The 12,863-nt window shown below is 58.8% G+C and carries 8 protein-coding genes; 7 read left to right on the top strand and 1 reads right to left on the bottom strand.

Going from position 1 to position 12,863, the window contains the following annotated elements; genetic code table 11:
* Nucleotides 1–113: 113 nt before the first annotated feature.
* The 7 genes from hutH to mdoH all read left to right on the top strand — a co-directional run bounded on the left by hutH (nt 114) and on the right by mdoH (nt 10,400).
* Nucleotides 114–1,646, top strand: coding sequence for a histidine ammonia-lyase (gene hutH, locus AC07OG_RS03680; RefSeq protein WP_495066245.1), 1,533 nt, complete (start codon nt 114–116; stop codon nt 1,644–1,646).
* Nucleotides 1,647–2,068: 422 nt separating this feature from the next.
* Nucleotides 2,069–3,274 (top strand): imidazolonepropionase, encoded by a 1,206-nt coding sequence (gene hutI, locus AC07OG_RS03675; protein ID WP_495066244.1) that lies wholly within the window; start codon nt 2,069–2,071, stop codon nt 3,272–3,274.
* Between the two features lie 9 nt (nt 3,275–3,283).
* Nucleotides 3,284–4,087 carry an N-formylglutamate deformylase gene (gene hutG, locus AC07OG_RS03670; protein ID WP_495066243.1) on the top strand — a complete coding sequence of 268 codons (804 nt, stop codon included), beginning with the start codon at nt 3,284–3,286 and terminating at the stop codon, nt 4,085–4,087.
* A 208-nt stretch (nt 4,088–4,295) separates the two neighbouring features.
* Nucleotides 4,296–5,267: a prolyl aminopeptidase gene (pip, locus tag AC07OG_RS03665; protein ID WP_060542592.1), complete on the top strand. Its 972-nt coding sequence runs from the start codon at nt 4,296–4,298 to the stop codon at nt 5,265–5,267.
* Nucleotides 5,264–5,701 carry a D-aminoacyl-tRNA deacylase gene (gene dtd, locus AC07OG_RS03660; protein ID WP_060542593.1) on the top strand — a complete coding sequence of 146 codons (438 nt, stop codon included), beginning with the start codon at nt 5,264–5,266 and terminating at the stop codon, nt 5,699–5,701. Before pip ends, dtd begins: the two co-directional genes overlap by 4 nt.
* Before the next feature lie 351 nt (nt 5,702–6,052).
* The gene (locus tag AC07OG_RS03655; protein ID WP_256352597.1) at nt 6,053–7,837 is read left to right on the top strand and encodes a glucan biosynthesis protein G; all 1,785 of its coding nucleotides are present in this window, start codon (nt 6,053–6,055) and stop codon (nt 7,835–7,837) included.
* Nucleotides 7,830–10,400 carry a glucans biosynthesis glucosyltransferase MdoH gene (gene mdoH / locus AC07OG_RS03650; RefSeq protein WP_495066242.1) on the top strand — a complete coding sequence of 857 codons (2,571 nt, stop codon included), beginning with the start codon at nt 7,830–7,832 and terminating at the stop codon, nt 10,398–10,400. Before AC07OG_RS03655 ends, mdoH begins: the two co-directional genes overlap by 8 nt.
* A gap of 73 nt (nt 10,401–10,473) precedes the next feature.
* Here mdoH and AC07OG_RS03645 read toward each other — a convergent pair whose 3' ends face one another.
* Nucleotides 10,474–12,726, bottom strand: a complete 2,253-nt coding sequence (locus AC07OG_RS03645) for a YncE family protein (protein ID WP_495066241.1) — start codon at nt 12,724–12,726, stop codon at nt 10,474–10,476.
* Between the last annotated feature and the right edge of the window lie 137 nt (nt 12,727–12,863).

The following is a 12,863-nucleotide window of genomic DNA, read 5'->3' as shown; positions in this document are numbered from 1 at the left end:
CGTGCCAAGGCGCCAGCCCCCTTAAAAAGGGGGAGGCGACGGACAACGGATATCTCCGGAGCGACTGGTAGGTCTCTTTACACAAGAGACGAAACTCATACAAGGAGCCAAAAATGACTGCCCTAAACCTAATTCCCGGCCAGTTGAGCCTTGCTCAGCTGCGTGACGTTTATCAGCAACCGGTGACACTGACCCTAGACAACAGCGCCTCGGCGCAGATCGAAGCCAGCGTTGCCTGCGTGGAGCAGATCCTCGCCGAGAACCGCACCGCCTATGGCATCAACACGGGTTTCGGCCTGCTGGCTTCGACCCGTATCGCCAGCGAAGATCTGGAAAACCTGCAGCGCTCGCTGGTGCTGTCCCACGCCGCCGGTGTCGGCCAGCCGATCAGCGATGACTTGGTGCGGCTGATCATGGTGCTCAAGGTCAACAGCCTCAGCCGTGGTTTCTCCGGTATCCGCCGGGTGGTGATCGACGCGCTGATCGCCCTGATCAACGCTGAGGTTTACCCGCACATTCCACTCAAAGGCTCGGTCGGTGCATCCGGCGACCTGGCACCGTTGGCGCACATGTCGCTGGTGCTGCTGGGTGAAGGCAAGGCGCGTTACAAGGGTGAGTGGATGGAAGCGACCGAAGCGCTGAAAGTCGCCGGTCTGACCCCGCTGACCCTGGCCGCGAAAGAAGGCCTGGCGCTGCTTAACGGTACTCAGGTGTCCACCGCTTTCGCCCTGCGTGGCCTGTTCGAAGGCGAAGATCTGTTCGCCGGCGCCCTGGCCCTCGGTGGCCTGACCGTTGAAGCCGTGCTGGGCTCGCGCTCGCCGTTCGATGCGCGCATCCACGCCGCCCGTGGCCAGAAAGGCCAGATCGACGCCGCTGCCGCTTACCGCGATTTGCTCGGCGAGCGCAGTGAAGTGTCCGACTCCCACGAGAACTGCGAAAAGGTCCAGGACCCGTACTCCCTGCGCTGCCAGCCGCAAGTCATGGGCGCCTGCCTGACCCAGTTCCGTCAGGCGGCCGAAGTGCTGGCTGTCGAAGCCAACGCCGTATCGGACAATCCATTGGTGTTCGCCGCTGAAGGCGACGTGATCTCCGGCGGTAACTTCCACGCGGAACCGGTGGCCATGGCCGCCGACAACATGGCCCTGGCCATCGCTGAAATCGGCTCCCTGAGCGAACGCCGCATCTCGCTGATGATGGACAAGCACATGTCGCAACTGCCGCCGTTTCTGGTGGCCAATGGCGGCGTGAACTCCGGCTTCATGATCGCCCAGGTGACCGCAGCGGCACTGGCCAGCGAAAACAAGGCGCTGTCCCATCCGCATTCGGTGGACAGCCTGCCGACTTCCGCCAACCAGGAAGACCACGTGTCCATGGCCCCGGCTGCGGGCAAGCGCCTGTGGGAAATGGCCGAAAACACCCGCGGGATTCTCGCGGTGGAATGGCTGGCGGCGGTTCAGGGGCTGGATTTGCGCAATGGCCTGAAGACTTCGCCAGCGCTTGAGAAGGCTCGGGCGATTTTGCGTAAGGAAGTGCCGTTTTATGAGAAGGACCGGTTCTTTGCTCCGGACATTAATGCAGCCACTGAGTTGTTGGCTTCGCGCTGCCTGAACGAACTGGTGTCGGCGAAGTTGCTGCCGAGCCTGTAAGAACCAACCCCCTCACCCCAACCCTCTCCCCCAGGGGGGGAGAGGGGGAAAGGGAGCAGATCTTCAGGTTTTTCCAGGTTTGAGTTCGACTCGAGTTTAGGGACGATGCCGACCTGACTAACACCACGGTCAGTTCCCTCTCCCGCAAGAGGAAAGGGAGCAGATCTTCATGTTTTTCCAGGTCTGGGTTCGACTCGAGGTTTCAGGTGGATGCAAACCGGACAAGCAACACGGTCAGTTCCCACCCGCATGAGGAAAGGGTTTAGATCTTCGTGTTTTTCCAGGCCTGAGTTCGGCTCGAAATTTCAGGTCGCAGTACATCGAACATTCAACCTGGTCAGTCCCCTCTCCCTCCGGGAGAGGGTTAGGGTGAGGGGGCTCTTGAGGGCTCCCCGCCAAACGAATCCCAACGGAGGCCAACAGTGAAAACCCTCTGGCAACACTGCCACGTCGCAACCATGGCCCAAGGCGTCTACTCGATCATCGAGGATGCGGCCATCGTGACATCCGGTGCGCTTATCGAATGGGTCGGACCGCGCACCGAACTGCCGGCGGGCGAATACCCGGCGGTCAATGACTTGAAGGGGGCCTGGGTTACTCCGGGCCTGATCGATTGCCATACCCACACGGTCTTCGGCGGCAACCGCAGCGGTGAGTTCGAGCAGCGTCTGCAAGGCGTCAGCTACGCGCAAATCGCGGCGGCCGGCGGCGGCATTGCCAGCACCGTGCGTGCCACCCGCGCAGCCAGCGAAGACGAACTGTTCATCAGCGCGGCCAAACGCCTGAAAAGCCTGATGCGCGATGGCGTCACCAGCATCGAGATCAAATCCGGCTACGGCCTGGACCTCGCCAACGAACGCAAGATGCTGCGCGTGGCGCGTCGCCTCGGCGCCGAACTGCCGGTCAGCGTGCGCAGCACCTGCCTGGCGGCGCATGCCTTGCCACCGGAATACGCCGATCGCGCCGACGATTATATCGATCACATCTGCGCGGAAATGCTGCCGGCCCTGGCTGCAGAAGGGCTGGTAGATGCGGTGGACGCGTTCTGTGAATACCTGGCGTTTTCGCCGGCCCAGGTCGAGCGCGTATTCGTCACTGCGCAAAAACTCGGACTGCCCGTGAAACTGCATGCCGAGCAACTTTCGTCACTGCACGGCTCTACTTTGGCGGCGCGTTACCACGCCCTGTCCGCCGATCATCTGGAGTTCATGACCGAAGAGGACGCCATTGCCATGGCCGAGTCCGGTACGGTGGCCGTACTGCTGCCGGGCGCGTTCTACTTCCTGCGCGAAACCCAGTTGCCGCCAATGGACGCCTTGCGTAAACACGGGGTAAAAATCGCCATCGCCAGCGACCTCAACCCGGGCACCTCGCCGGGCCTGTCGCTGCGCCTGATGCTGAACATGGCCTGCACCTGTTTCCGCATGACCCCGGAAGAAGCCCTGGCCGGCGCCACGATTCATGCCGCCACCGCGCTGGGCATGGCCGCTACCCACGGTTCGCTGGAGGCCGGCAAGGTCGCTGATTTCGTCGCCTGGCAAATCGATCGCCCGGCCGATCTGTCGTACTGGCTGGGCGGCGACCTGGAAAAACGCGTCGTGCGTCACGGCGTCGAGACAAGCCTGTAGGAGAGCGTTGTGGATAAGGTTCTGAACTTCAAACAAGGCCGCGTGCCGCTGCTGATCAGCATGCCCCACGCCGGTGTGCGTCTGACCCCGGCGGTGGAAGCCGGATTGATTCCCGACGCGAAAAGCCTGCCGGACACCGATTGGCATATCCCGCAGCTTTACGATTTCGCCGCCAAGCTGGGTGCCAGCACCCTGGCCGCCGAATATTCGCGATTCGTCATTGACCTGAACCGGCCGTCCGACGACAAGCCTTTGTACGTGGGCGCCACCACCGGTCTGTACCCGGCGACGCTGTTCGACGGCATACCGTTGTTCCGCGAGGGGCTGGAGCCTTCGAAAGAAGAGCGCGCGACTTATCTGGAGCAGATCTGGACGCCGTACCACAGTACCTTGCAGAACGAGCTGGCACGGCTGAAGGCCGAGTTCGGCTACGCGCTGTTGTTCGATGCCCACTCCATCCGCTCGATCATCCCGCACCTGTTCGACGGCAAGCTGCCGGACTTCAACCTTGGCACCTTCAATGGCGCCAGTTGCGATCCTCAGCTGGCGACCGGGCTGGAAGCCATCTGCGCCCGTCACACGGAGTACAGCCATGTACTGAACGGGCGCTTCAAGGGTGGTCATATCACCCGGCATTACGGCAACCCGGCCGAGAATATCCATGCCGTGCAGCTGGAGTTGGGGCAGTGCACTTACATGGAAGAGTTCGAGCCGTTCCGTTACCGGCCGGATCTGGCGGAGCCGACGCGGGTGGTCTTGAAAGAGTTGTTGCAAGGGTTGTTGGATTGGGGCGACAAGCGCTACCAGCGTTAAACGTACCCCTCTGTAGGAGCGAGCATGCTCGCGATGGACGTTAACGATGACGAGGGCTGCCTGGATGAATGCGGCGCCTTCAGGTTCTTCGCGGGCAGGCTCGCTCCTACATGTGCATGCTCACCGACGTAATTCGGGTTTATGATGCCCAACGGCAGAATAATAGAAGTCCCCCCAGGGATGACCTCGACCCCTTACGGAGTGCGCAATGCAGACTTTGTACCCGCAGATCAAACCCTACGCCCGGCACGATCTGGCCGTCGATGCAACTCACACCCTCTACGTCGACGAAAGCGGTTCACCGGCAGGTTTGCCGGTGGTGTTCATTCACGGCGGCCCCGGCGCCGGTTGTGATGCCCAGAGTCGTTGTTTCTTTGACCCCAACATCTATCGCATCGTCACCTTCGATCAACGCGGTTGCGGTCGCTCCACGCCTCACGCCAGCCTGGAAAACAACACCACCTGGGATCTGGTCGCCGACCTGGAGCGGATTCGCCAGCACCTGGGCATCGACAAGTGGGTGCTGTTCGGCGGTTCGTGGGGTTCGACCCTGGCACTGGCCTACGCGCAAACCCATCCGGAGCGTGTGCACGGCTTGATCCTGCGTGGGATATTTCTCTGCCGTCCACAGGAAATCGAATGGTTCTATCAGGCCGGTGCCAGCCGTCTGTTCCCCGATTACTGGCAGGACTACATCGCGCCAATCCCATTGGACGAGCGTGACGACTTGCTCACCGCCTTCCACAAACGCCTGGTTGGCAACGATCAAATTGCCCAGATGCATGCGGCCAAGGCCTGGTCGACCTGGGAAGGCCGCACCGCGACATTGCGCCCGAACCCGCTGGTGATCGATCGTTTCTCCGAGCCGCAACGTGCATTGTCCATTGCCCGCATCGAATGCCATTACTTCAGCAACAACGCCTTCCTTGAGCCGAACCAGTTGATTCGCGACATGGGCAAGATCGCCCACTTGCCGGGTGTGATCGTGCATGGCCGTTATGACGTGATCTGCCCGTTGGATAATGCCTGGGAATTGCACCAGGCCTGGCCGAACAGCGAGCTGCAAGTCATTCGCGACGCCGGCCATGCCGCCTCCGAACCGGGGATCACTGACGCGCTGGTGCGGGCCACCGACCAGATGGCACGGCGCCTGCTCGACTTGCCGCCCGAAGAAGCATGAAAGGCTTGTTGCAACGCGTGCGCGGCGCGCGCGTCGAGGTAGCAGGTGAGGTGGTGGGTGCCGTCGATCAGGGCTTGCTGGTTCTGGTTGCAGTGGAACCGGGGGACACCCGGGCGAGCGCCGACAAACTTCTGCATAAGCTGCTTAACTATCGGGTGTTCAGTGACGCCGAGGGCAAGATGAATCTGTCCCTGGCGGATGTGGGCGGCGGGTTGCTGCTGGTCTCTCAGTTCACCCTGGCCGCAGACACTAAAAGCGGCCTGCGTCCAAGTTTTTCGACCGCGGCCCCTCCTGCTTTGGGCGAGGAGCTGTTCGACTATCTATTAAGCAAAGCGAAACAGGTGCATGGCACTGTGGCATCAGGTAGATTCGGCGCGGATATGCAGGTGCACCTGGTCAATGATGGCCCGGTCACCTTCCTGTTACAGACCTGAAAGCGCTTGAAACAACTTTTTAAGCTCATTTCCACTGAAAACAGGGGCTTTTCGCGATAAATACTTTGTTACGCCTGATGCGTTGTAACGCGGCCTGCTAGATAATCGCGCGCTACGGGGATCGGCGTTCGTTGGTCCATTTTGACTTAGGTAGAGACTTGTCCGGAACCGTTTGGGGAATCATTTTGCCTCATCGGAGTCGGAACAATGCTCGCCAACTTGGCAAGAGTGGTTTGTGAGGTCGGCTTTTTCAGGCTCGGTAACGCACAGGCCCGTCAACTGGCCGTTGGTTTTTTGATCTGTTTTCGGCGAGGGTTGCTCGTGATTGTTAGTCCCTGTAATGCACCAAGAATGTCTGCCAAACGGTTTCGTAGCGCTCTGGTAGCGGGCTCAGCCCTGCTCTGCCTGCTCAGCGCCGGCCAGCTTTGGGCATTCAGTCTGGATGATGTCTCGGTCAAGGCAAAAGAGCTGGCCGCGCAGAAGTACGAAGTACCGCGCAGTAACCTGCCGAACGAATTCCGCGAAATGAAATTCGCCGACTATCAGAAGATTCGTTTTCTGACGGAAAAAGCAGAATGGGCCGACCAGAAGACGCCATTCAAGCTGTCGTTCTACCACCAGGGTATGCATTTCGATACGCCGGTGAAAATCAATGAAATCACGGCGAACACCGTCGAAGAGATCAAATACGACCCGAGTCGATTTGATTTCGGCGATTTGCAGTTCGATCCTAAAGCCACCGAGCAACTGGGTTATGCCGGTTTCCGCGTGCTTTACCCGATCAACAAGGCCGACAAACAAGACGAAATCATGACCATGCTCGGCGCGAGTTATTTCCGCGTCGTGGGCAAAGGTCACGTCTATGGCCTGTCCGCTCGCGGCATGGCAATCGACACCGCCTTGCCGTCCGGCGAAGAGTTTCCGCGTTTCCGTGAATTCTGGATTCAACAGCCGAAGCCGGGCGACAAGCACCTGGTGATTTTCGCGCTGCTGGATTCCCCACGGGCCACCGGTGCCTATCGTCTGACCCTGCGTCCGGGCAGCGACACCATTGTCGACGTCAAGGCGCAGATGTTCCTGCGTGACAAGGTCGGCAAACTGGGCATTGCGCCACTGACCAGCATGTTCCTGTTTGGTGCCAACCAGCCGTCGAAAGTCCTCAACTATCGTCGTGAGCTGCACGACTCCAGCGGCCTGGCGATTCACGCCGGCAACGGCGAATGGCTGTGGCGCCCACTGAATAATCCGAAACACCTGGCGGTGAGCAACTTCTCGGTCGAGAACCCGCGTGGTTTCGGTCTGTTGCAACGTGGTCGCGACTTCAGCCACTACGAAGACCTCGACGACCGTTACGACAAGCGCCCAAGCGCCTGGATCGAACCTAAGGGTGACTGGGGCAAAGGTACCGTCGATCTGGTCGAGATTCCGACCGCCGACGAAACCAACGACAACATCGTGGCTTTCTGGAATCCGGAAAAACTGCCAGAGCCAGGTCAACCGCTCGACGTTGCTTACCGTATGCACTGGACCATGGACGAAGCCTCGATTCATGCGCCTGACAGTGCCTGGGTCAAACAGACTCTGCGCTCCACTGGCGACGTCAAGCAGTCCAACCTGATTCGTCAGCCGGACGGCAGCGTTGCCTATCTGGTGGACTTCGAAGGCCCGTCCCTGTCGGCATTGCCTGCAGATACGGAAGTTCGCAGCCAGGTGAGCGTTGGCGACAACGCTGAACTGGTGGAAAACAGTGTGCGCTACAACCCTGAAACCAAGGGCTGGCGCCTGACCCTGCGGATGAAGATCAAGGACCCGAGCAAGGCCACCGAGATGCGCGCTGCGCTGGTGCAGAACATCGTACCGGCGGACCTGGCCAAGACCTCGGTTCCAGCGTCCAACTCGTCGGTTGCCAAGGCCGACAAGGTTGCCGCCAAGCAGCAGGAGAAAGCGGACAAGGAAGCCAAGCAAGCGGAGGCCAAACAGGCCGAGACCAAGCCGGTTGCTGATGCCAAGGATCAGGCCAAAAAAGACGCCAAGCAGCCTGCCGCTGCCGACGCGGTCCCAGCCACACCGGAATCGGCCCCGACTGAAGAAGTCCTGACCGAGACCTGGAGCTATCAGTTGCCTGCCGATGAGTAATTCTCAAGTACAGCCAGAGACGCTTTCCGAGTATCTGGCGCATCTGCCCATGACCGACGAGCAACGCGCGGAACTCGCGGGTTGCAAGTCCTTCAGCGAGTTGCACGAGCGTTTGTCGTCCTCGATGTTCGACGCTCCGACCGAGGCCGTCCAGGCTTCGGTCGGCAAGCGCCTGACCCTGAGCACCGCCGAAGAGTTGCAGGACGCCGAAATGCTGGCGCTCGACGCCAGCGGTCGCGTTTGCCTGAAGGCGACGCCGCCGATTCGTCGGACCAAGGTTGTGCCGGAGCCGTGGCGCACCAACATTCTGGTGCGCGGTTGGCGCCGGATGACCGGACGGACCAATCCGCCGAAGCCGCCGAAGGATGAGCGAGTACTGCCGGCAGCGCGCTGGCGTACGGTCGGCTCGATCCGTCGTTATATTCTGTTGGTGTTGATGCTGGGCCAGACCATCGTCGCCGGCTGGTACATGAAAGGCATCATGCCGTACCAGGGCTGGTCGTTCGTCGACCTGAACGAAGTGCTGAACCAACCGTTGTTGCAGACTGCGACGCAAGTGCTGCCGTATGCGCTGCAGACCAGTATCCTGATCCTGTTCGGTATCTTGTTCTGCTGGGTGTCGGCCGGTTTCTGGACGGCGCTGATGGGCTTCCTCGAGTTGCTCACCGGTCACGATAAATACCGTATCTCCGGTAAAAGTGCCGGTAATGAGCCGATTCCCAAGGATGCACGCACCGCGTTGGTGATGCCGATCTGCAACGAAGACGTGCCTCGGGTATTCGCCGGTCTGCGCGCAACGTTCGAGTCGGTTGCGGCCACGGGTGATCTGGATCGCTTTGACTTCTTCGTCCTCAGCGACAGTAACGACGCCGATATCTGTGTCGCCGAACAGCAGGCCTGGCTGGACGTCTGCCGCGAAGCGAAGGGCTTCGGCAAGATTTTCTATCGCCGCCGCCGTCGCCGCGTGAAGCGTAAAAGCGGCAACCTCGACGACTTCTGCCGTCGCTGGGGTGGTGACTACAAGTATATGGTCGTGCTCGATGCCGACTCGGTGATGAGCGGCGAGTGCCTGACCAGTCTGGTGCGCCTGATGGAAGCCACGCCGGACGCCGGGATTATCCAGACCGCGCCACGTGCGTCGGGCATGGATACCCTGTATGCGCGCATGCAGCAGTTTGCTACCCGCGTGTACGGTCCGCTGTTCACCGCCGGTCTGCACTTCTGGCAGTTGGGCGAATCCCACTACTGGGGTCACAACGCGATCATCCGCATGAAACCGTTCATCGAGCACTGCGCCCTGGCGCCGTTGCCCGGTAAAGGCGCGTTTGCCGGTGCGATTCTGTCCCACGACTTCGTCGAAGCCGCGCTGATGCGTCGTGCCGGCTGGGGCGTGTGGATTGCCTACGACTTGCCAGGCAGCTACGAAGAGCTACCGCCAAACCTGCTCGACGAACTCAAGCGTGACCGTCGCTGGTGCCACGGTAACCTGATGAACTTCCGGCTGTTCCTGGTAAAAGGCATGCACCCGGTACACCGGGCGGTGTTCCTGACCGGCGTGATGTCCTACCTGTCGGCGCCGTTGTGGTTCTTCTTCCTCGTGCTGTCGACGGCGCTGCTGGCGGTCAACACGCTGATGGAGCCGCAGTACTTCCTTGAACCGCGCCAGCTTTATCCGCTGTGGCCACAATGGCACCCGGACAAGGCCATCGCGCTGTTCTCGACCACCATCGTGCTGTTGTTCTTGCCGAAGCTGTTGAGCATCATCCTGATCTGGGCCAAGGGCGCGAAAGAGTTCGGCGGCAAGTTCAAGGTGACCCTGTCGATGCTCCTGGAGATGTTGTTCTCCATGTTGCTGGCGCCGGTGCGGATGATTTTCCACACCCGTTTCGTTCTCGCCGCGTTCCTCGGCTGGGCCGCGACCTGGAACTCGCCGCAACGTGACGACGACTCCACGCCATGGAGCGAGGCGGTCAAGCGCCACGGTCCGCAAACCTTGCTGGGCTTCTTCTGGGCCTTGCTGGTGATCTGGCTGAACCCGAGCTTCCTGTGGTGGCTGGTGCCGATCGTCGGCTCATTGATGCTGTCGATTCCGGTGTCGGTGATTTCCAGCCGCGTTGGCCTGGGCCTGAAGTCCCGTGACGAGAGTCTGTTCCTGATCCCTGAGGAATACAATCCGCCACAGGCGTTGCTGGCAACCGACCAGTACACCCATGAAAACCGCTGGCATGCGCTGAACGACGGCTTCGTTCGTTCGGTGGTCGATCCACAGCAGAACGCCCTGGCGTGCTCGCTGGCAACCTCCCGTCACGGGCAGGCCGAGCCGATCGAATGGCTGCGGATAGAACGGGTACGGCACGCCATGAAGGTCGGGCCTGATGGGCTGAACAACAATGAGCGTGTGCAACTGCTGAGCGACCCGGTGGCATTGGCTCGCTTGCACGAGCAAGTGTGGAGCGAAGGTCACCCCGAGTGGCTGGCTGCGTGGCGCAAGTCGGTGAAAGCCGATCCCCATGCGCCGCTGCTGCCGCTCAAGCCGCTGAGTGCGCAGCCTCAGTTGGCATGATAAAAAACCCCGCTAAGTTAGCGGGGTTTTTTTTGGTGCCTGTGATTCACAATAGATGTCATTGTTGCTGCTGTTAAAGGGCAACTACTACGACTGTGTTGCTATTTTCTTGGGAGATGTAGGCCTTCGAGCCGTCAGGAGTAATGGCTATAAAAGCGCCCCCGCCCACCCAGATTTCTTGGATGATTTCATGCGTGTTTGTGTTGATAATTAATAAAAAATTACCTGAAACGACGTACGCTAGTGGCATGCTTGGGTGTGTTGCAATACTGCGGACGCTATCACGAGTGATCAGGTCGCCGATGACCGTATTGGTCGCGGTATCGATAACTACTAATTTGCTCCCGCCACAGTACAAGTATGGGCTGTGGGCGTTGGTTCGGGTCAAGGCAATTGTTTGGCTGGCGCTTGCCGGAATTCTCTCTATTATTTGCAAATCATTAACGTCAAGAACCAGTACGTCATCTGATGATGGGTGCACTGAATAAAGGCAAGTATTACGGGGGCATAATGCCAGGGCGAAAGAGTCGATGTCATTCACGGCTAACTGATTTCCAGAAAGAGCGCGGAATCGTCTAACGGATCTATTATTAGCATTGTATACGTTTTCGCCATCTGTACTGAATTTCATGTCGAAGGTGCCAGTAAGGCCATCTAAGTCATGAGTCATCTCATAGGAATTCGTATTGTAGACATATGTGTATGAGTCTGCGTTGTCACATCCGTAGAGGTGCTGCCCGCCGGGATGAACAGCGATGGTTGTAGCCTTCCCGCGAGGTCGGGGTATAGTGTGTATTACGGTATTGCTTTTAGTGTCAATGACAGAAATGCTTTGGCTTCCACTGTTTGCTACAAAGACTTTCCCTCCGTCAATGCTAACTCCAACTTGTGTTGGGGAAGTACCAACAGCAATGGTAGCGATGACTTTAGGTTCTCTTGCTATGTGATATTCGCGAACTACAAAAGGGACGGCAGAACTTATCTCGCCCGTTGCATTCAGCGAGACCAGGGCAATCACTTTAACTACTTCGTCATGGGGCAGCGTATTCAGGTAGTCTGCCGGAATCATTTGTTCGATCCGCTTGGCATCAAACTCCAATTGACTCACGGGGACCCCGTCGCGCAGCGTATATTTTCCCTGGTTTCCTTCCAGGAAAATCCAGACTGCCAGGCCTGTTCGCATAAATGGAAACTCGGAGATCTGAACGGCGTGGCTGTCGCGCGGATCGAGCTTACCGTCTACAGCTCCGGGCACTTTCACCAAATCCATAGCCGAAGGCAGCAGAGGTAGCACCTTCACTTGCAGAACATCCGACAATTTGCTTCTGCTACCACGCGTGTACTTGTAGCTTGCCGTGAAGTTTTGACCCAAGTTGGCCGCGATGACGTTGATATCCAAATAGAAATCAACCAAGCGCTTATCGGCATCACCATATTTTGGCGGGATCACTGGTGTTCCGGCGTTGGGGGTACCCTTAACGTACGCCTCGATCTCGTCGGTGCCGAGCATGTCGGGGTTGCGTACACGGAGCGTGAAAGTTCCCAACTCCAGGACTTTCATGGGGTCAATCGTGGCCGTGGCGGGATTGTCCAGGGTCGCTTCCAGTATCTCCGGCACGGGCAATTCCAGTGCCGAGCCGACCCACATCTCCACGACCTCGGAGCAGCGGGAGCTCTGCCCATCCACCAGCGTGTAGTAGATTTTTACAGGGCCATTCAGGTTCGCCAGGACAATCGCGCGATCAACGGTGAAATACAGGTCCTTGCCCTCCCAGATAAACTCAATCGGAAACTCCTTGGTGATGCTGCCTCCCGCCGCACCGCCTTCGAAATGCAGCCAAACAGAACGCCCGGCGATAAAGTCGGGGTGTGTCCGGGCGATGATCGTCGCATCAAACAGCGATTGCTTCGGGTCAAACACGAATCCCGGTGCCGCAGCTTCCACGATATCGACGCGCGGTAATTTTTCCGTGACGACATTGAGGTGCAGTGTTTCAGAGGGTAAATGCGTCCCTTGCTGGGTGACGATCTCGTAGGTAATTTTGAGGATTTTCAGGTTCTCGATATCGATGTCGCGCTCGTTGATCAAGCGAAAAATGATAGGGCCATTGCCTGTGGGCCTTGGCGGAAGGGTCCAGTGATACGGCATGCCGTCCTCACGGATACCATTCAATATGAGGAGGATGGCGTCAAGAGGGTTACCCTCGTGCGGCTCGATATTCACGGTGATCAGTGCCGATTTTTTCGGCAATTCGCCATTTGGGGCTTCAGTGACGATGGCGGCCGGCAAGAGGGATGTGGCTATATTGGGGGAGGTAGTAGACACGTTGAACTCCTTGTCAGTATTGGAATGAGGCCCTTGAGAGATGAGAATCCGACAGGGGCGCCTACCCAAGTAAATTCTTAAAAGCGCTAGCTGTGTAGCTGTCATAAATGACAGTTGCGACCAGTGGCTGCGACCCG

It is taken from the genome of Pseudomonas sp. GW821-FHT09H03 (assembly GCF_059415945.1).
The sequence above is the reverse complement of the archived record's forward strand: the minus strand, read 5'-3'. Positions and strand labels throughout refer to the sequence as shown.